The sequence below is a fragment of the Shewanella acanthi genome, assembly GCF_019457475.1.
In the GTDB taxonomy this organism is placed as follows: Bacteria; Pseudomonadota; Gammaproteobacteria; order Enterobacterales; family Shewanellaceae; genus Shewanella; species Shewanella acanthi.
Genome location: NZ_CP080413.1, coordinates 792,175 through 812,829 on the forward strand (window position 1 = coordinate 792,175; position 20,655 = coordinate 812,829).

Annotated in this window: 14 protein-coding genes; 7 read left to right on the forward strand and 7 right to left on the reverse strand. The window is 46.9% G+C overall.

Going from position 1 to position 20,655, the window contains the following annotated elements; genetic code table 11:
* Window positions 1-32: 32 nt before the first annotated feature.
* Window positions 33-998: a hypothetical protein gene (locus K0H61_RS03525; RefSeq protein WP_220051386.1), complete on the reverse strand. Its 966-nt coding sequence runs from the start codon at window positions 996-998 to the stop codon at window positions 33-35.
* Between the two features lie 224 nt (window positions 999-1,222).
* On the opposite strand from K0H61_RS03525, the gene glnE reads away from it, so the two are divergent.
* Window positions 1,223-4,087, forward strand: a complete 2,865-nt coding sequence (gene glnE, locus K0H61_RS03530; RefSeq protein WP_220051387.1) for a bifunctional [glutamate--ammonia ligase]-adenylyl-L-tyrosine phosphorylase/[glutamate--ammonia-ligase] adenylyltransferase — start codon at window positions 1,223-1,225, stop codon at window positions 4,085-4,087.
* Window positions 4,088-4,204: 117 nt separating this feature from the next.
* Here glnE and K0H61_RS03535 read toward each other — a convergent pair whose 3' ends face one another.
* Window positions 4,205-5,830, reverse strand: coding sequence for a methyl-accepting chemotaxis protein (locus tag K0H61_RS03535; RefSeq protein ID WP_220051388.1), 1,626 nt, complete (start codon window positions 5,828-5,830; stop codon window positions 4,205-4,207).
* A gap of 831 nt (window positions 5,831-6,661) precedes the next feature.
* On the opposite strand from K0H61_RS03535, the gene K0H61_RS03540 reads away from it, so the two are divergent.
* Entirely contained in the window at window positions 6,662-7,414 is a 753-nt protein-coding gene (locus K0H61_RS03540; protein WP_220051389.1) for a bactofilin family protein, read from the forward strand.
* A 5-nt stretch (window positions 7,415-7,419) separates the two neighbouring features.
* Here the strand turns inward: K0H61_RS03540 and K0H61_RS03545 are convergent, their stop codons facing one another.
* Entirely contained in the window at window positions 7,420-8,949 is a 1,530-nt protein-coding gene (locus K0H61_RS03545) for an insulinase family protein (RefSeq protein WP_220051390.1), read from the reverse strand.
* On the reverse strand, window positions 8,946-10,361 hold the full coding sequence (locus K0H61_RS03550) for a M16 family metallopeptidase (protein WP_220051391.1): 1,416 nt from the start codon (window positions 10,359-10,361) through the stop codon (window positions 8,946-8,948). Before K0H61_RS03550 ends, K0H61_RS03545 begins: the two co-directional genes overlap by 4 nt.
* 163 nt (window positions 10,362-10,524) lie before the next feature.
* Here K0H61_RS03550 and K0H61_RS03555 point away from each other — a divergent pair, with 163 nt between their 5' ends.
* Complete coding sequence (locus tag K0H61_RS03555; RefSeq protein WP_220051392.1) at window positions 10,525-11,352, forward strand: N-acetyl-ornithine deacetylase; 828 nt, start codon at window positions 10,525-10,527, stop codon at window positions 11,350-11,352.
* 74 nt (window positions 11,353-11,426) lie between these two features.
* Here the strand turns inward: K0H61_RS03555 and K0H61_RS03560 are convergent, their stop codons facing one another.
* Window positions 11,427-12,341: a L,D-transpeptidase family protein gene (locus K0H61_RS03560; RefSeq protein WP_220051393.1), complete on the reverse strand. Its 915-nt coding sequence runs from the start codon at window positions 12,339-12,341 to the stop codon at window positions 11,427-11,429.
* Between the two features lie 778 nt (window positions 12,342-13,119).
* Here K0H61_RS03560 and K0H61_RS03565 point away from each other — a divergent pair.
* Window positions 13,120-14,844, forward strand: coding sequence for a potassium/proton antiporter (locus K0H61_RS03565; protein ID WP_220051394.1), 1,725 nt, complete (start codon window positions 13,120-13,122; stop codon window positions 14,842-14,844).
* Window positions 14,845-14,959: 115 nt separating this feature from the next.
* Here the strand turns inward: K0H61_RS03565 and K0H61_RS03570 are convergent, their stop codons facing one another.
* On the reverse strand, window positions 14,960-15,886 hold the full coding sequence (locus tag K0H61_RS03570) for an LpxL/LpxP family Kdo(2)-lipid IV(A) lauroyl/palmitoleoyl acyltransferase (protein WP_220051395.1): 927 nt from the start codon (window positions 15,884-15,886) through the stop codon (window positions 14,960-14,962).
* Window positions 15,887-15,987: 101 nt separating this feature from the next.
* On the opposite strand from K0H61_RS03570, the gene hldE reads away from it, so the two are divergent.
* The 3 genes from hldE to K0H61_RS03585 all read left to right on the forward strand — a co-directional run bounded on the left by hldE (window position 15,988) and on the right by K0H61_RS03585 (window position 18,876).
* Window positions 15,988-17,418, forward strand: coding sequence for a bifunctional D-glycero-beta-D-manno-heptose-7-phosphate kinase/D-glycero-beta-D-manno-heptose 1-phosphate adenylyltransferase HldE (gene hldE / locus K0H61_RS03575; protein WP_220051396.1), 1,431 nt, complete (start codon window positions 15,988-15,990; stop codon window positions 17,416-17,418).
* Window positions 17,415-18,242: a hypothetical protein gene (locus tag K0H61_RS03580; protein ID WP_220051397.1), complete on the forward strand. Its 828-nt coding sequence runs from the start codon at window positions 17,415-17,417 to the stop codon at window positions 18,240-18,242. The genes hldE and K0H61_RS03580 overlap by 4 nt, the downstream gene beginning before the upstream one ends.
* Window positions 18,243-18,396: 154 nt before the next feature.
* Complete coding sequence (locus K0H61_RS03585) at window positions 18,397-18,876, forward strand: TetR family transcriptional regulator (protein ID WP_220051398.1); 480 nt, start codon at window positions 18,397-18,399, stop codon at window positions 18,874-18,876.
* A 292-nt stretch (window positions 18,877-19,168) separates the two neighbouring features.
* On the opposite strand, the gene pntB is transcribed toward K0H61_RS03585, so the two are convergent.
* A complete protein-coding gene (pntB, locus tag K0H61_RS03590; protein WP_220051399.1) occupies window positions 19,169-20,653 on the reverse strand; it encodes a Re/Si-specific NAD(P)(+) transhydrogenase subunit beta in 1,485 nt (494 codons plus the stop codon).
* Window positions 20,654-20,655: the final 2 nt, after the last annotated feature.

The window sequence follows — 20,655 nt, forward strand, 5'->3', positions numbered from 1 at the left end:
TCCTTTAGATTCAAACGTGTTACTGGCTTAACTTACTTACCACGGCGCACACTGCGAGTCGTGCGGGTGCTGGAATTACGGAAACTGCTGTCCTTGGCGTAATTCGAGCGGAACTTGTTCGCGCTATTGGCCGAAGTAGTGCTTGCCTTAGGCGTGCTATTACTTTCGCGGGAAAGTGATGTCGCGCCCGTGCGAGATTTGGCGTAGGGGCTATCGAAGCGTTTGCCTTGGGAATCGAAACGCTTTTTGGTTTGTTCATAGGTCTTGGTCTGCGCCTGTGCTTCCTTTGGCGAAGTGTAGCGGTAACGCCCCACATCGTTGTAATAGCTGTAGCCGCGGCGACCCGACCAATTATCGTAGTAAATCGGGCGTTGGAATATATTGGAAAACATGGAATACATGCCATACCAAGCCCAAAATGACATGCCGTTCGAACCCGTTTGCCAGCTGCCATAGGCGGGGTTTCCGACCAATTGGCTACCAGGACCAAAATCATCGGCGTTATTAGCAAGGGCTGCGGCCTCACGGCTAATAGAATTGACCCGCGCAAGTTTGCCTTCGGACATATCTGCGACCACGTTAACCGGATCGGAGAGCATATCGTTGTATAGGCTCGGGTCGGCCGCTTGATAGAGGTTTTCAACCTCGGCCAGCTGTTGGTCAAGGTCGGTGAAATTGGCAGGATTCTTCGCTTCGGCTAAGCGGCGTTTGAGCGAGCTATACATGGGGCCATCTGTGCCCGCATCTTTTGCGAGTTCATCGAGCAGTGGCGCTAAATCAGGTTTTTGCTGCTTGAGCAATGTACTGTATTGTTTGAGTAAATTGGCATTTCGTACCTGACCGTCATCGAGCATGGTATCTAGCGTATTAAGACGCTGCTCGGTGAGTTGTTGGTATTTTTCGATTCTCTCTGGTCTATCATCACCACAGCCCATGAGTGATAGGCTGGTGGTGAGAACGAGCATTGACGTGAGAACTCGCATTAGCATTCCTGCCATGTTTTCTCCAAAAGTCTGAAATAAAACTCAAATACTTGCGGGCAATAATTATCGCTTTGCCCAATATGCCTGCCGCGCAGGTTATAGTACCCTTAAACGCCACGGAAGAATGTAGTGCGTTAATGGGGTATCGCAAGTTTGCGCGGATACCTTAATAGGGTGTGGCATCATTCTATACCATTTGTGACATAATATGTCGATGTTTAAATTTGTTAGGGATTATCATGGCCGTGCAATTAGACAGTAATAAATCATTGTCTCCACTCATTTCTCAAGCCGCGGAGCGCAATTGGGAACGCTTGGCTGGGTCATGGTCAGAGGGGCTCGCGACCTTAACGGAGGCGCAGCGGCAGGAATTGCGATTAGTGCTGGGGCTGAGTGATTTTATTGCCACCCAATTGTGCCGTCATCCCGATTGGATCCCTAAACTATTTGCAGGGGATCTCGAGCAAGTTGAATGCGAACAGTTTGATCGGGATTTGCACGCGATTCTCGCCGATACCACAGGTGAAGATAATGCAAAGAGTGTATTACGCCGTTTCCGTAATTACCAAATGGTGCGTTTGGCTTGGCGCGACTTTTTAGATTACGGCTGTTTAGAAGAATCCCTACTCGAATTATCCGCACTCGCCGAAGCGTTAGTCATCGGCGCAAGAGATTGGTTATACAAAGAGTTATGCAGCCAGTACGGCACGCCGATGGATAAAGCGGGCAACCCGCAGCCGCTTCTCATCCTTGGCATGGGAAAACTCGGTGGCCGCGAGCTTAATTTTTCCTCTGACATAGACCTAATCTTTACCTTCCCTGAGCACGGTGAAACCCAAGGCGGCCGTCGTAGCCTCGATAACCAGCAGTTTTTTATTCGCATGGGACAGCGCCTCGTTAATCTGCTCGACCAAATCACAGTTGATGGTTTCGTCTTTAGGGTCGATATGCGTCTACGCCCCTACGGCGAGAGTGGACCATTAGTGGTCAGTTTCAGTGGACTTGAGGATTACTATCAGGAGCAGGGTCGCGACTGGGAGCGTTATGCCATGGTTAAGGCGCGCTCACTCGGCCCTTGGAATCAGTATTCCGACGAGTTGCATACCTTGCTCAGACCCTTTGTTTACCGCCGTTATATCGACTTCTCTGCTATTGAGTCGCTGCGTAAGATGAAGCAACTTATCGCCCAAGAGGTGCGTCGTCGTCAGTTGACCGACAACATTAAGTTGGGTGCTGGTGGCATTCGTGAAGTCGAGTTCGTGGTGCAAAGCTTCCAACTCATTCGCGGTGGCCGTGAACCCGCGCTGCGCCAGCAGAGTCTCTTTGGGGCGATCGATACACTTTATAGCTTAGGGCAACTCGAATACCTGGCAGTGGATGAGCTAAAAGATAGCTATTGTTTGCTGCGCCGAGTCGAAAACCTGCTGCAGGCCATAGACGATAAGCAAACCCAAACCTTGCCTCAGCAGCAACTGGATTGGGCAAGACTGTGTTATGTGCTGGATATGGCCAATGAAACCGATCTTCGCACCCATATCGAAGCGGCCATGGCGAAAATCCATCGTCATTTTAAGGCTACGGTTGGCGGCGAAGAGGGGGACGAAAAGGCTGAGCATTGGACGGCGCAGTTGTGGAGCGTACAGCAGGATGACCACGCTATCGCCTTGCTTGCCGAGCAGCAAGTCGATGACGAGAAACTCTGGACCTTGTTAAGCGCTTGGCGTGAGACCGTGACTAAGCGCTCCATTGGCCCGCGCGGCCGCGAAACCCTCGATAAATTAATGCCAAGATTGCTGGAGGAACTGCTTAATCAGCCAAGTCCTTCGGCGGCATTTGAGCCGGTATCAAAAGTCCTCGAGCAAATTCTGACTCGCACTACCTATCTTGAGCTTTTGTGCGAAAACCCAGGCGCGAGACAGCAGTTAGTGAGCCTTTGCTGCGCCAGTCCTTGGATTGCGGCGCAGTTAGCCAAATTCCCTATGCTGCTCGATGAGCTGATTGATCCCGCTCACCTTTACGATACGACCTCGCTGGATGATTACCCCAGCGAGCTGCGTCAATATCTGCTGCGGGTTCCCGAAGATGATATGGAGCAGCAAATGGAGGCGCTGAGGCAATTCAAATTGTCGCAGCAACTTAAGATTGCGGCGGCGGATGTCACCGGTGTCCTCCCTGTAATGCAAGTGAGTGACCACTTAACCTTTTTAGCCGAAGCGATAATCGAGCAAGTGGTGATGCAGGCGTGGCAACAAATAGCCCAGCGCCATGGCGTGCCGTCTCACCTTGAAGGTAACGATACTGGCTTTGCGGTGATAGGTTACGGCAAGCTTGGCGGTATCGAGCTTGGTTATGGTTCTGACTTGGATTTAGTGTTTCTTTATGACGGACAGGGGAGCTCTGCAACGACCCTGACTAATGGCGATAGGCCAATAGAAGTCACTCATTTTTACCTTAAGTTAGCCCAAAGGGTGCTGCACTTATTCTCAACTCGCACAACATCAGGCGAACTTTACGAGGTGGATATGCGTCTTCGTCCATCGGGGGCTTCCGGTTTGATGGTGAGTGAAATTACTCGATTTGACGAGTATCAGTCCCAAGAGGCGTGGACATGGGAACATCAAGCCTTAGTGCGCTCTCGTTTTGTCTTTGGGGATAACAGTTTAGCGGTGAAATTTAGCAATATTCGCGCTGCAGTGCTGGAGCAATCACGTAATAAGGACGAGCTTAAAAAAGCCGTTCGCGAGATGCGTCAAAAGATGCGCGATCACTTGCTGAAGGTGACCGATGGCATATTCGATCTCAAACAAAGCCCTGGTGGTATCGCCGATATCGAGTTTATCGCCCAGTACCTAGTGCTTGCCAATGCCCATGAGTATCCAGAGCTGTCGATTTGGTCTGACAATGTGCGGATTTTTGGTGTGCTTGCTGAACTTGAGTTATTGCCGATGATGAGCGCCCAACATCTCACCCAAAGCTATTGCTGGTTAAGGGATGAGAACCATAGGTTAACCCTGCAGCAAAAATCGGGGCAATTACCCTATGTGGCAGTTGAGGCCCATGCGGAGCGTGTGCTAAGTATCTACCGCACTGTTCTAGAGGGGTAAGCGTTTACTTCTCACCAGACAGTTTTAAGCCTTAGGTGAAAAATGGCCAGCATTGTTGCTGGCCATTGTGTTTATTGGGGTCAACCGGCTTAGGGTTAACGAATTTTGGTTGTTGGCTTACACCTTAAAGCGTGTCAGCAGGTTGTTGAGTTCAATCGCCAGTCTCGACAGCTCCTGCGCAGATGCACTTGTTTGCTGTGCACCGGCTGCACTTTGACTCGCAAGATCGCTAATATTCACAATATTCTTATCGACCTCACGTGCTACTTTGGCCTGTTCCTCTGCAGCGCTAGCGATAACCATGTTACTGTTATTCATGGTATTAATTTGAGCTGTGATGGTGTTTAAGGCATCCCCAGCTAATTTTGCTACCCCAAGGGCTAGTTGCGCTTTTTCGCCGCTGTGTTTCATCGATTGAACGGCGATTTCAGTGCCATGCTGGATTTTGTTAATCATCTCCTCAATTTCTCGGGTCGATGATTGGGTGCGGTGAGCTAACGCCCTGACTTCATCGGCAACCACAGCGAAACCACGTCCGCTTTCCCCCGCCCTTGCTGCTTCGATCGCGGCATTTAAGGCTAAAAGGTTGGTTTGCTCGGCAATAGCACGGATGACATCGAGCACTTTCCCAATATCTAATGCCTGAGTTGCTAAGGTTTGTACGATATCCGACGTGTGCATCATATCTTGATTCATATCCATGATGGCACTGACGGTTTCATCGACCTGCTTTTTGCCCTGCTCAGTACTGCGGGCTGTTTCTTCCGAGGCTTCGGAGGTCAGCACTGCCGTATTGGCGACCTCATCCACGGCGGAGCTCATCTCGGTAATGGCGGTTGCAGCTTGCTGAATTTCATCGTTTTGCTGCTGGATCCCACGGGATGCATCCTCAGTGACCGAATTGAGTTCTTCGGCGGCAGAGGCCAGTTGATTTGAGGAGTTGGCAATATGGGACAAGGTGTCGCGTAATTTGTGCTGCATTTCGGCCAGTGATTGCATTAACTGGCTGGTTTCATCGGTTCCTTCGGTGTCTATGTGCTGGGTTAAATCCCCGCTGGCTACTCTGACTGAAACACTGGCTGCATCTTGCATTGGGCGAACAATACTGCGGCCTAACAGGGTGGCAACGATGAAGGCGGCAATTAAGGAACCAATGATAATAAATGTAATGAAATACTTACTCTTTTGGTAGTCAGATTCCGTTTTCTTGCTGAGGGCGGTGGCATGATCTGTGTTGAGTTGGCCTATGTTTATTAAGGCTTTGGTCATTTTATCCGCATGCAGATTCAAGACATCGCTCATGATGCGTTTGGCTTCCTGCGGATCATTTGCTTGTAGCTTGCTAATCATTAAATCTTGGTTTTGCAGATAGAGGTCGAGGTAGTTACTGAACTCTTGGTAGAGTGCTTGCTCGCTAGGAAGGCTTATCAATGCTTCGTATGCCTTTTTATCGGATTTTATCGTCTCGCGGATATCTTTTAATGTCGCTACAGCGTTTTCTAATTCTGCTGAGGTTTCTGCCAGTAAAATTCGAAAAGTAAAGACCCTCGCTCGCATCACATTGAGGTTGATTTCCGAAAGGGACGTTAAAGTCGGAAGAGTATCTTTTTCGATGACTTTCGATGATTCACGCATCGATGACATAGTATTTAATTCCATAAGCCCTTGAAATAAAATAACTAGGCCAAGCAAGCCAAAGGCGAATAATAGCCGAGATCCAATTTTCATCTTCCGTAACCACATAGATTTATCCCTTTTGTAATAGTTGCAGGCTATTATGTATGCCCTTAAAGACGGTTTAATAATACTGAACTGCTAGATGAAGCTTAACGATCCTTGCTGTCACAGTGGGTAAGATTGAATATTCGTCCACCGTTTTATTCCCATAATAAAAAGATAGGTTATAAATAAGAAATCTCACGTAGGATATTGTTAATTAGGAAAATATCCCAAAGAACATTATTTCGTATCTTGCGCTTGCCTGATTAAAAACACAATCTTATGCAGCAAGATTAAATCACACTCGATCTGCATGCATTGGTAAGCGGTTTTACCCCTCAATTAAGTTATCCTTCTAACTTCCTATCATCGATTGAGTGTTTGCTTAATGAAGGCATCGCTTGATTATTTGCAATTCGCGGTGACTTGGAATTAATGGGTCGAGTTGCGGATTTTCCGTCCATTTGCCAATGAAAGCTGTTTGTCGTGATGCTTAATTTCACAGTGAGATATTTAATGATTTGATGATCTTTCAGTCTTAAAAACCGTAGTTAAAGCTGAATTATGGCGTGGATGAGAAATCGCTTCTGTGTTGTTAAGCTGTAGCTAGATGTAGTTTATTGCTTTACTAACAACATTAAAACCAATTGCTTATGGCATTAACTCTGGCTTCATTTCATGAATGTTATCTAATTCAATGGTGGGGAAATATAGGGTTACTTATTATTTTACAGATTGAAATACTGTTTGTTTGCATTGGTTAGTTACTAAATATTGAACAAATCCAATACTTTATTATTTTTGACTTTTAAATTAACATCTTTTTCACAAAAATAATGATACGGAATTTTTCCTATGGGTAACAAAAACCATGGCGTCACTTTTATCAGCGCATCAACTTCGCTTGAGGGCGAAATGCAGCTTGCGGGTAGCGCGTTAGTTGCAGGTAAACTAAAGGGCAATATCCAGTGTGCTGGGCAGCTCAAAATTGAATTCGGCGGCGAAGTGAGTGGCGATGTTTGCTGTGATGAACTTAGGGTTTGTGGTCTGTTTCGTGGCAAGGTGCGCTGCAATAAGCTGATTATTGTGAGTTCGGGTGTAGTTGAAGGCGAAGTATTTAGTCATCAACTTGAAATCTATGAAGGTGGGCAGTTTATTGGTCAACGTATTAAAGGACCTGAATTAGATACTTTACCTCAGCTATTACAGCAGCTTATTCCAGAAAACCCCTCATTGGGATTAACAAACACAAGGGTTTCTACCACCACTGATAAGTCTCAGAGTGGGGGGCGTTCCCGCAAATGGCTTGGGTTTGGCGCGGCAGCTGCTGCACTGATTGTTGTCACCGTGGTTTTGGCTCCTGTTGAGTTTAGCGCTCTGAGTTCAAATGATAGTTTGGTTAATCGGATAGAATCTGACGTTGAGCAGCCTCAAGTTAACGCAGTTGCCTCGAGTCAGGACAATTCTGTGGATACTGAAGTCCCCGCAAGTTTACCCCTTGAAACCGCTGCTAGCGCTGTGATGGAAGATCTCGACCAAATGGCTGCGGGGCATGAGCAAATGGCGCAGCAAGAGCAGCAGCGTGAGACACAATCTGGCAACCTATAACGGCATTAAGGATTTACCTCTTCAAGCTGCCAATGTGGCAGCTTGGCCTTCAAGTCAGCGGTTATCTTGTCCTTGTCTCCACGGAGCACAATTAAGGGCTGCCCCGCAAAGCCAAGGTTGGCAAACTGTTTTAGTTGGAGGGAGGTCAAGGTTTGTATTCGCCTTACTAAGGCGCTGTTATCTAAGCTGCCTTTTCCTAGCGTGGTTTGTAAGTATTGAGACTCCCTTAACCCCGGAGTGTCTTGTTCAAGGCGCTTTTCACCTATCAGATAGGTTTTTAAGGCGTTAAGCTCGCCGTCGGAAATCGCATGGCTTTGGAGTAACTTAAGGTGATCCAATATCCCAACCACGAATGCGCCCGTGTGTTCGATAGCTGTGCTGCCATAGAATTTAATGTTGGTCGATTGCGGCGTATCGAAACAGCTGGCGTTTACGCCATAGGTTAGGCCGCGTATTTCTCGTAAATCATAATAAAGTCTGCCGGAAAAACTGCGTCCTAAAAGCGCCGCTAGACTGTTGCAGGCGATAGGGCGCTCTATCTTCGCTATCGCGCTTTCATCGAATGCAAAGCCAATGCGTACTTGAGTCTGCACGCTGCCCGGTGCATCAATGATATAGAGGGTGTGTAATTGCGTTGGGAGCGGAAACTTTTGCACATCAGTTAGTTTTTTACTGTGAGTCTCAATACTGGGCCAATTTTTAAGGCTGAGGTTGGGATCGAATTGACCTTGATTTACGCCATTGTGCGGTAAAAATAAATGCCATTTAGCTTGCATGAAAGCCTGTTGCTGTACTTGCTGCAATAGCGGATGGCTGAGTTCATCGTACAGCTTGGTATTATCAAGAGTGCTGTTATAGGGATGTTTCGGTCCCAGTAATTTCTCCCGCCATACTCTATCGATTTCGGCGCCACTAAAGCTATTTAGGTGTTTATTAAGCTGAAGTTGGCGGCGGATATTGTCTATATCGACGCTAGCATCGGTTTGTGGCTTAAAGGCATCTTGTCGCCAAAACTGCACTAGGGTATTAAACAGCTGATTAAGCGGTGCAGGGCAGGTGATGCTGAGCGTGATGCTGTGGAGCGTGACTCTTATTCTTAATGTTTCTAGGCAGGTATCTTGGCTGGTTATCGCCAAACTGCGGGCTTTTTCCTGAAATGCAGCCTGCAGAATATCGGGATTTTCAAAGGGAAGATTGGGGCTAACGGCAGAAAGACTCAGTCTGGGCGTTAAAGGTACGTTCGGCGCCTTGGCTAAAAGATGAATTTGATAAGGTAAGGATGCCTCATCAATGTCTGGCTCGATAAACGCAGTGGCTTGGTTGAGGCTTATTGGTGCCACTCTGGGTAAGTTTGAGGTCGTATCGTAATTTGCTAGTGTGGGTGGTTGTACTGGTGTAAAAGCAATGGAGGTTTGCTGGCAGGCAAAAAGCTGCGTGCCCAAGAGCCAGATACAAACGCCTTTTGCCCACACCTTAAAGCTTGAACTGTGGCGGAGGTTACGCGGTAATAAAAACAGGGTATTGAAAAGGCTCATAGCACTATTTCCTCAAGACGATTTCCAACACTGTCCGGTAACCATTCGAGCAGGGTTTTGCCCAAGCGAATATACCAAGGTGGCAGCAAATCAACCCTCAGGTAATTTTCTCCAAAATAGGTTTGTGCAACGCGTTGAAGGTCTTCGGCTGTTATGGCGTTTATCCGCTGCCATTGGCCAGTGAGGGGCTGAGTGCTGTCTTGAATGGCGGTTGCAGATAGCATAGTTGCAATGGATTGTGTGTCATCGAGTTTGGTTAACTGCTGATTTAACCAGCCCTGTTTTAATTCGCAGAGTTTAATTTCGCTCAAGCGCGTCTGTCGGCTTTGGGCAATGATACTTTGTACTTGTGCTACCAATTCATCGAGGGACGTTCGTGCCCTTGGCACGAGGATTAGATTGGTTATGCCATGGTTTTCAAGCTCAAAAGGAAGTGAATAACTGATAAGCTGCGCCGGATCATGCTGACTGATTTTGGCAAGCTCGCTATCGATATTTTGAAATAATAACGATTCTAATAGCTTAACAGCGGCAGCATCGGGATGGTTATTCCCCACCGTATGCCAAGCGAGCAATAATCCAGGCCATGGACCGCGCTCATCGACTAATTCTGCGTGCACTTTACTAGGTTGAATAATCAGTTCATCGAACTCTTTAACTGGCGTTAATGGGGCTTGCCATTGGCCAAAGTTCTGCTCGATAAGCGCCTTGGTATGGCCTGGAAATTTGCCGACAAGGGAAAGCTGCATGGCATCGGGGCGATAATAGGCGCGGTGGAATGCGGTGAGACTCTCAGGCGAGGAGCGGATGATATCTTCCTTGGTGCCAATAATGCCGTGTCCGTAGGGAGTGTCTTTTACTTGGGCTAATAAAACTTCCATGGCACTACTAATATAGGGTTGATTATCAATTCGTTGCGCCATTTCCTGCAGCACGGTTTCCTGCTGATTTTTGACTGTGATGGCATTTAAGCTTGGCCTGATAAAGCGGTCTGCATCGAGGAATAGTGCAAGTTCCACCGCTTCAGTCGGTAGCGTTTCAAAGTAATTGGTGTAGTCAAAGTGGGTGCTGGCATTAAAGCTTGAGCCGAGTGCTGTTAATTGTTGAGCGTAGGTATCGCCTGGTGCCTGCTCGCTGCCTTTAAATAGCATGTGTTCAAATAGGTGAGCGTAGCCACTCTCACCTTGGGCTTCATTTCGGGCGCCGACATTAAATTGGCTGGCGAGGGTGACGGTTTGTTTGTCAGCCAAGGGCAGGAGTCGCACATGTAATCCATTCGCTAGGCGATAATATTCGATGTGTTTTTCTAACTGATAAAGGCTGTCGCTGCCTTTGATTTGGCACTGCGCCGCCAGCGTGGAACTGAGAAGCATCGAGATAAAACCGAGGAATATGTTTATTTTGGGTGTCATCCTGCATCCTAGCGTAATTGGGGTCTAATTATTCGTTTTATGGTGCGTCATGCTGAATAGATTTAAGACTCCTCGGATTTCATCTAAATCCGTTGAATAGCATTCAGTTTTTTTTAAGAACTGCTATGATGGCACAGTTCTTTTTCTGGCATAAGTACAAGATATGATAAGCAGATCTCCGTTCGAATCCTTTCAGTGGAAAAGCGATATTTTTAACTGTGAAAGTACAGATATTGATAGCTTTTATCTCCAACTCGAGCAGGAAATGTCCCGTTTGGGTATGGTTGAGAAAAAATTAGGCGAAGTGGGTAAGTACGGTGTCAGCTTATACCAATCTCCAGCGGCCAAGTCAGGATTACCTTCCTTACTCATTAGTGCCGGTTTCCACGGTGAAGAAGCCGCGGGCCCCTGGGGATTAATCCATTTTCTCAGTGAGGCGACGCCCGAATTATTTGAGCGCGTGAATTTAAGCATTCTGCCGCTGGTTAATCCTACGGGCTTTAAGCGTGGCCATAGATTCAATAAATTTGGTGAAAATCCCAACCGTGGTTTCGAATTCGAGAATGGCAAACCTAAGGCCAATGATAACACCTCGGTTGAAGGCAAATTACTGTTAGAACATTCGCAACTGCTGATTGCCGCGAGCCGCGATGGTATTTTAACCTGCCATGAAGATGTGCTCAGTAAAGAAGCTTATGTCTATTCCTTCGAGCCGAGCCAAGTGCCAGGTCGCTTTAGTACTGGTTTACGTGATGCGTTAGGTGGTTATTTTAGAATTGCCGACGATGGTGAAATTGACGGTTGTCCTGTAAAAGATGGTCTGATTTTCAATCACTTCGATACTTCATTTGAAGCATGTTTGGTTCGCAGTGGCGCCCGAGTTGGTGCTTGTACTGAGACTCCTGCGACCCAAAACTTCGATCAACGGGTGTTAGCAAACAGTGCGGCAATGACCCATTTTTTGGCAATTTGCGCTCCACTATGCGATTAAAATCATTGCGTTAAGTTACCAAAAGTACAAATAAAAATACCCGCATTTGCGGGTATTTTTTTGAGTCTTTACTGTTATTGATTAATCAGTGTCGGTACGCCAGTACGCTCATCTAACAGGCGCTTGATGACCATAGAATCGGTATCGGCTTTAGCAATGAACTTAGCAATGTCCTTCGGCAGGCTCAGAGACACAGGCTCATTCGATTCAAACTCAGCCATGCTACGTGACAGTGGCTGGTGAACCGCTAAATAACGTTTGCCATCCGGCTCTTCGGTTGCCTTGATTGGCTGGTTCACAAATTGAACTCGAGTCCCCACTGGAACCGATTCAAATAGATGCTTGATGTCATCGTTACGTAAGCGCACACAACCATGACTTACACGTAGTCCGATACCAAAGCTGGCGTTAGTACCGTGAATAGCATAGAGGTTGCCAATGTAAAGCGCGTAGAGTCCCATTGGGTTATCGGGACCTGCTGGCCACACTGCAGGCAGCGTTTCGCCTCTGGCGGCATATTCTTTACGGGTATTAGCCGTTGGCGTCCATGTCGGATTAGCCTTTTTGCGTTGTACACTGGTGATCCAGTTCTCTGGTGTGTCTTTGCCTACTTCACCAATACCGATTGGCAGTACTTCAACGGTTTTCTTACCCTTTGGATAATAGTAAAGACGCATTTCTGCAATGTTCACTACAATGCCTTCACGCGGAGCATCTGGCAGGATCAGTTGTTTAGGGATTAACAGCACGCTTCCTGGTCTAGGTAGGAAAGGATCCACCCCAGGGTTGGCTTCTAACAGGTTAGTCAGACCGAGCTGGAATTTAGCGGCGATATCTTCGAGCGTTTGTTTACCCTCTGGCACAGTGTAATACTGGTTTTCACCAACTAACCGGCTTTGTGGAGACGGTAATTTATATTCCGTTGCTAAGGCGGAAAGACTTGGGAAAACCAAAGTCAATAATAAAGCTGTGGTGCGAAGCATACTCATAAGCGGATACTACGGTTCCTGTGAATAAAATAACCCGATTAGCGCGGCCTTTCACCCCATATTAGGACTGCAAATTACGGGGTAAATTGCTCTGGCGCGCGAAGCACGCATCCTTCCTTATTTTGGACATTATTTCAACTGAAATTTGCTTTGGGTCAGCCTATTTATGACTAATTTTAGTCTTAAACCTAAGCGTTCACTAAAATGCTACATTTTTGTGCTAATTCAGTTGTCATAAGAGTTGATTGCGCTAGCGCCTACTGTAAACGAAGCGCATTAATCATTGCTGAAAAGTCGTAACTTGACTTTGAAGAGTAGAATCATTGCTCAGTGCCGCTCCTCTCTTAGTGGAGGTGTTTTGGTTTAGGTTTTAGCTTGTCAGTTTTGCCATAAAATGGGGAATAGAGGTGTTATTCCCCTTGGCTCAACTCTGTATTAAGCCCTTGAAATAGATCCTTTGAAACTCATATTTACATCGATGAATGATAATTTTGTGTTCATTTGTTATCAAGCAGTTGATATTGAATGAATTATTTTATTTTAGTAGTGCAATTGGTTATTGGCGGTAGATTTTTGTATGTAGTCTGTATTTTACTTAGGGTAGTTTAAAATGCTGAATTTCAAGTGTGTTGCCTATATTATTGAAAATTAATATTTTAATTCCTGAGTAATTGTTGTTTTATGCTAGTCTTATACAGAGATAAATTGTAGTTAGTTGTATTTTTGAGCAGGACTTTGACCTTATTGTTCAGTGAAACATGTTGTTTAAGGAGGCATTGTGGACGCGGATTCCATTAATAGTTTTTTTCTGATTGGTGCCTTACTTGCTGCAGTGAGTGTTTTATTAAGTCCCGTTTCTTCACGGCTTGGTATTCCCATCTTATTGATTTTTTTAGCTGTAGGGATTTTGGCTGGCGAAGATGGCCCCGGCGGTATCCTCTTCGATGATTATTCGACTGCCTATTTAGTCAGTAACTTAGCCCTAGCGATTATCCTGCTTGATGGCGGTATGCGTACTCGAGTGGCCAGTTTTAGGGTGGCTCTTTGGCCGGCTTTATCTTTGGCAACCTTTGGGGTGGCAATAACCACAGCCCTCACGGGCTCACTTGCCGCTTGGTTATTCGATTTAAATTGGTTACAGGGGTTGCTGGTTGGCGCCATTGTCGGTTCAACCGATGCGGCAGCGGTTTTCTCGCTGCTTAAGGGGCGAAGCCTCAACGAGCGGGTAGGGGCGACTTTAGAAATTGAATCCGGTAGCAACGATCCCATGGCGGTTTTTTTAACTGTTACTCTCATTGCCATTTTAGGCAATCTCGATGCAGAGCCTTCCTTCAGCTTTATGGCGATTAGTTTTGTTAAGCAATTTGGTTTGGGGATTTGTCTAGGGTTAGGTGGTGGTTGGTTATTATGGAAAATGGTGAACTTAAGCCAATTAGCCGACGGCCTGTACTCAATTTTGGTATTAAGTGGTGGCCTTATCATCTATGCCATGTCTAACAAAATGGGGGGTAGCGGTATTCTGTCTATCTATCTGGTGGGATTGTTCCTAGGGAATAAGCCGACACGAGCACGTCACTCCATCTTAAACGTGCTCGATGGCATGACTTGGGTAAGCCAAATTGGGATGTTTTTGGTGTTGGGTTTATTACTGACGCCTTCGGATTTATTGGATATTTGGTTGCCGGGGCTTGCCCTCGCATTCGGAATGATTTTCTTTGCCCGTCCTTTAGCCGTATGGATAAGCTTGTTGCCCTTTAAGAGTTTTAGCATGCGGGACCGCTGGTTTATTTCTTGGGTGGGTTTAAGGGGAGCGGTGCCTATTATTTTGGCTGTCTTTCCTATGATGGCAGGCCTGCCTGGGGCGCAGATGTACTTCAACTTAGCCTTCTTTGTAGTATTAGTGTCGCTATTGGTGCAAGGCGCATCCTTAACCACGGCGGCACGTCTAGCCAAGGTGGAATTACCGCCAAAGCCTTTACCTATTTCTCGCTCTGGGGTTGAGATTTACCCGAGCAGCGAGTGGGAAGTATTTGTCTATCGTTTGAGTGAAAATAAATGGTGTATCGGTGAGCCCTTAAAACGTCTTTCTATGCCCGATGATACGCGGATTGCGGCGGTATTTCGTAACCATAAATTGATGCATCCATCGGGCAGTACCTGTCTTGAGGCTGGGGATATTTTGTGTGTGCTAGGACAGGAACAAAGCCTAGAGGCATTAAGTCAGCTATTTAGCCAAGCGCCTGAAACAAAAGACGTAACCCGCTTCTTCGGCGACTTTTTTATCGATACTGAAGTCAAGCTTGCCGATTTGGCACCCATTTATGGACTCGAATTAGATGAGGAAACGGCGGCCATGACGGTTGCCGATCTTGTATTGAGTCAACTAGGGGCAAAGCCTGTGCTGGGGGACCAGTTCCAATGGCAATCCTTATATTGGGTAGTGGCTGGGTTGATTGAAGGCAGGGTCACTAACGTTGGTATTCGTCTCCCCGCAGAAGCCTAATTCAACATCGCACGAGACTCTTTCACAAAACAAAAATGCCAGCAATTTACTGGCATTTTTTATGGTGCTTCAATAAAATTTACGCGGAGAGAGGCAACAAACTTTTGTAAAAGAATTATTTATAAAGAGATTTGTCCTTAGGATCGGGACGGGTTTTAAAGCGGCGATGTAGCCACATATATTGAGCGCGGTTTCTATCGATAATACCTTCGATAATCTTATTCCCACGTATCGCATCACTAAGCTCATCCTCGCCGGGGAAATCCTCAAGCGGCGGCATAATTTCAATTTGATATCCTAAATCGCCCTCGGTGCGCTCAACAAAGAACGGCAGCACTTTGGCTTTACCCAACTTGGCTAGGGTAGTTGCGCCAGTAATAGTTGCGGCTTCTTGCACGGCAAAAAATGGAATAAATACAGCACTTGAGCGGCCAAAATCCTGATCGGCGGTATACCAAATCACTTCGGGAGCGCGAAGGCAGCGTACCATTTGGCGCAGATCCCGCTTAGGTACTAAGCCTTTGTTGGAACGCAGACGGCCTTTGACCTGCAGGTATTCCATTACAGGATTGTTATGGGGGCGGTAGACTCCCACACCCGGTTGGAATTGACCAAATATTCGCGCGCCCATTTCAAGTGGCAAACAATGTACAGCAAATAGAATCACCCCTTGTCCGGCATTTAAGGTGTCTTCAATGTATTCTTTACCAGTGATTTGCATATGTTGCTGCACTTTACTATCGCTCCACCACCAGGCATTGATAGTGTCGAAGATAGCTTTACCGGTTTCTTCGAAATTGCGTATTAACAGCTGATCTCGCTCAGCCTCTGGCATATCAGGAAAACACAGTGCTAAGTTGCGACGGGCGGTGTGGGTGCGGCTCTTTGCGACTTTCATCGCGAGACGGCCAATGCCTTTTCCTAATTTCATTTGCCAAGCTAAGGGTAATAGCTGTGTGATACGCATCAAAAGCACGCCAAACCACATTGGCCAGTGTTTTGGATGATATAAAGAAGATGAAAACTCTGCTTTCTCGACCACGAAATGACTCACTACTTTTTAAAATTACTGCTTATTCTAACTCAAATTTCTCTAAAATTAGGTACAATCACGGTTTAATTTCTGTAAATGATAAGAGCGCTATGAAGGTATCTCTGCCAGCATTTGAAAAAGCCAAAGTGTTAGTCGTCGGCGATGTGATGTTAGACCGCTATTGGGTTGGGCCTACAGGACGTATTTCCCCCGAGGCGCCAGTGCCTGTGGTGAAAATCAGTCAGGTCGAGGATAGACCGGGTGGAGCCGCTAACGTGGCACTTAACATTGCGACCTTAGGCGGGCAAGTGCAGTTGGCAGGTCTAGTTGGTAATGACGAGACCGCGCAGGCATTAACCTTAGGGGTGAGAACCCTAGGGGTTGAGCCACAGTGGCTGACCATTAACGATAAGCCGACCATCACTAAGCTACGTGTGTTATCGCGAAATCAGCAGCTTATCCGTTTAGATTTTGAAGAATCTTTTGCTAAAGCCGATAGCGAATCTTTACTTAAGCAGTCAGAGGTGTTGCTCGACTCAGTCGATGTGGTCGTGCTGTCTGACTACGCTAAGGGCGCCATCGATAATCCGCGCGACTTTATTCGATTGGCTCGCTCCAAAGGCGTGAAAGTGCTGGTCGATCCAAAGGGGTCTGATTTTAGTCGCTACCATGGCGCCTCGCTTATCACGCCAAACATGAGTGAGTTTGAGGCGGTTGTCGGTACTGTGACCTCAGAAGCTGACCTGTTAGAAAAGGCACGTGGCTTGCTCACTCAGCATGAGTTTGATGCCATTTTGGTGACTCGCTCCGAAAAGGGGATGACCTTAGTGACCGCCAATGCGCCTGAGCTACACATTCCTACCGTTGCCCGCGAAGTCTACGACGTGACAGGTGCCGGTGATACGGTGATTTCGGCGTTGGCGACTTCCCTAGCTGCGGGTGCGGAATTACCTCAAGCCTGTGCAATAGCAAACACAGCCGCAGGTGTGGTGGTGGGTAAATTGGGTACTTCTACTGTGAGTCGCATCGAGCTTATCGAAGCTTTAGCGTTGCATCATGGTGAATCGGGCTTTGGCGTGGTGAGTGAAGATCAACTCGCCTATGCGTTGGAGCAAGCAAGACTTCGTGGTGAGCGGGTCGTTATGACCAACGGCTGCTTTGATATTCTCCATGCGGGTCATGTGAGTTATTTAAAGCAGGCTAAGGCCTTAGGCGACAGATTAATCGTTGCTGTGAATGATGATGCCTCGGTTAAGCGCCTAAAGGGCGAAGGTCGCCCTGTGAATCAAGTCGATCGCCGTATGGCGGTGCTTGCAGGTTTAGCTTCAGTAGATTGGGTCGTACCTTTTACCGAAGATACGCCGCAACGTGTTATCGCCAGATTATTGCCGGATCTCCTTGTGAAAGGTGGTGATTATAAGATTGAGGATATCGCAGGTGGAGCAGAGGTGATTGCTGCGGGTGGTCAAGTTCAGGTGCTTGGCTTCGAAGATGGCATCTCAACCACGGCCATCATTCAAAATATCATGGCGAATCAGTGAGCCTGATTACATTCAGCCTAATTACGAGCCTGACTTGGGTGCCAATCGGTGACAAGCAGGCTCTGATTTGCCCTCTTACTGAGTTAACTCAGTGCCTAAAAAATCTGTCCCCTGTCGTTAGGGCGCAACTCCCCGCCTCGGAAACTGAGATTACTCAAACCCTAGGACTTCGTAGTGCTATGGTTTTACCCGTCGATGATAGTTATTTATCTGGTTTTATCCTCGTTAATGAGCGAGAAACACCAGGGGTGCAATTAGCTAATATCGATAATGTTACCTATCAGCTTGATCTTAATGATCAATCCCAATTAACCCTCTGGCATGAATTGGGGCACCTTGAGAATCAAGCGCTTCAAGGTGAGTTATTACCTTTAAAATTAGATGGTTATCAGCATGAGTGGTTGGCAGATAGTTATTTGATTTGGCGAATAGCCAAGGAAAAAGGCAACTATCAATTGGCTTGGCAGCAGTACCACAGGCGTAATTTATCGGTATTAACAAATGAGATACAGATGTCTCATTGGACCAGTCCGATGATGATACAAGTGTTGACATTGTACCGCCCAGAGCAGCTTGCCAGCTTTGCTCACTATCGTGATTTTATTGCAGATTTTTATCCTAAGGCCACTCAATTATCCGCTGTTCTTCGTAAGGAATACTCGAGTTTGATACAACGAACTTTTGGCTCGAGTGTGCTGCAACCCCTTCCTGAATATCTGTTTTGGCGTAAACAGGGACTTGGCTTTTATTTAAAACCAACCTTCGAGCAAATCATGGGGGCGGAAAAGGCTCACCAATGGCTTGCACAAAACGCGATGTTATAAACTTGTAAATGAATGGCGTTCCTTTCTTAGTTTCAAACTGAACCTTAGCTGAACAAGAGCGAAATACACTTGTTTGACGTTATTTTGTAGCAGTATTCCCTAAAACGCTTTGGTAAGCTCTCCACCTAGAAAAATAAGAACGGGAGACTTTTTTATGGCGAAGCGTTCGCGTGTTCAAACTGAACAAACCATCAATCAGATCATGGACGAAGCTCTGAAACAAATTCTGAGCATTGGTTTTGAAAGTATGTCCTATACCACTTTATCTGAGGCGACAGGGATAAGCCGTACTGGCATTAGTCATCATTTCCCCCGCAAGAATGATTTTCTTGTGCGTCTTGATGCCCGCATTGGCGCAATGTTCGTTGCTGCATTAGATTTTTCTAGCCTAGAAATGCTGGAAACCACATGGATGCAAGCTATGCAGGATGAACAATATCGTGCTGTACTGAGACTGTTCTTCAGTTTGTGTGGTGGTGCCAATAATGAAATTACCCTCTTCAGAGCGGTAATTACGGCACGTCAGCAAGCAATCCAAGAGTTGGGTTTAGCTGGTGAGAGCAAGATTAATGATTTACTCGGCCGAAGCGCTGTGATGTTGTTATCCAATTTTGAGATGGCCAAAGCCGCCTGATGGTCTATGACTTTCTAAGATAATCGAAAGGAGCCTAGGGCTCCTTTTTTGTTGTTCGTGTTTTACTGCGTTTTAGCAGCCTTAATATTGGCTCTCGTTATGGTGCCACTGCTCACTGACATCATCTGACTTCAGATATCCAGTAATAATGAGGAGTTTGAAAGTAGATTGCTTTGACTTTTCCCATAAAGCTTTTGCCTATAGTTTTGCATTAAGATTGGAGTAGACTGATAAAAGAAAAGGGAGCCTAGGGCTCCCTTTTATGGCTTTAAAGATGTGATCCAATGCTTGATTAAAGTGCCTTTAAAATCGCTTCCACACTGGCTTTAGCATCGCCGAACAGCATTTGGGTATTTTCTTTAAAGAACAGTGGGTTTTGTACCCCTGCATAACCCGTGTTCATTGAGCGTTTAAAGCCGATGACGCTATGCGCTTTCCAGACTTCGAGTACTGGCATACCCGCAATTGGGCTGCCCGGATCTTCCATCGCCGCCGGGTTAACCGTATCGTTGGCGCCAATCACCAGCACGACATCGGTATCGCTAAAGTCTTCGTTGATCTCGTCCATTTCGAGCACGATATCGTAGGGTACTTTGGCTTCTGCCAGCAATACGTTCATATGACCCGGCAGACGACCCGCAACAGGGTGAATACCAAAGCGGACTTTGACGCCGCGATCACGAAGCTTTTGGGTGATTTCAGCTACAGGATATTGCGCCTGTGCTACCGCCATACCATAACCTGGAGTGATGATGACTGAAGTGGCGTTTTTCAGCATATCAGCCACATCTTCGGCGTTGGTCTCACGGTATTCGCCCATTTCTTCATCGCCAGTTGAGGCTACACCGTCGCTACCAAAGCCACCTGCGATAACAGAGATAAACGAGCGGTTCATTGCCTTACACATGATGTAAGACAGAATTGCACCCGATGAGCCCACCAGTGCGCCGGTTACGATAAGCAAATCGTTTGATAGCATAAAGCCCGCTGCTGCCGCTGCCCAACCCGAGTAGGAGTTCAGCATTGACACGACCACTGGCATATCAGCGCCGCCGATTGAGGCCACTAAATGCCAGCCAAAGGCGAAGGCAATCATGGTCATCAGTAGCAGGGCTGGCATAGTGCCGCCAGTTTGTACGAAGTACACCAGCAGAGCCAAAGACACTAACACTGCAACGAGGTTAAGTTTATGGCGATGTGGCAGCATCAAAGGTTTTGAGGAAATCAATCCGCGCAGTTTACCAAAGGCCACTATAGAGCCTGTGAAGGTGACCGCACCGATAAAGATCCCGAGGAACACTTCGACTAAGTGAATGTTAAGCATTGCGCCCGTGAGGTGAGCTTTGTCGGCGGCCTTGGCCGCTTCGCTTAGTGCATCGTGCACAGCCGCTAAGGTGGAGTTAATGTCGCCTCCAACGGCTACAACCACCTGTGAAACTTGCTCGGGGTGTAAATCGATAAAGCTGTTGAAACCCACCAATACGGCGGCCATACCTACGAAGCTGTGCAGTACGGCAACCAGTTCTGGCATTTCCGTCATTTCAACTTTGCGAGCGAGGAACACACCAATGGCACCACCTATCACCATGGCAACGATAATCCAAGCGACGCCGTTGGTGTCGGGGTTAAAAATGGTCGCGAGCAGGGCAATGGCCATACCCGTGATACCGAATAAATTGCCGTGTTTGGCCGTTTCCTGTTTCGACAATCCAGCGAGACTGAAGATAAAGAGCACGGCGGCAATAATGTAAGCTGCTGTTACCAGTCCTTGAGACACGT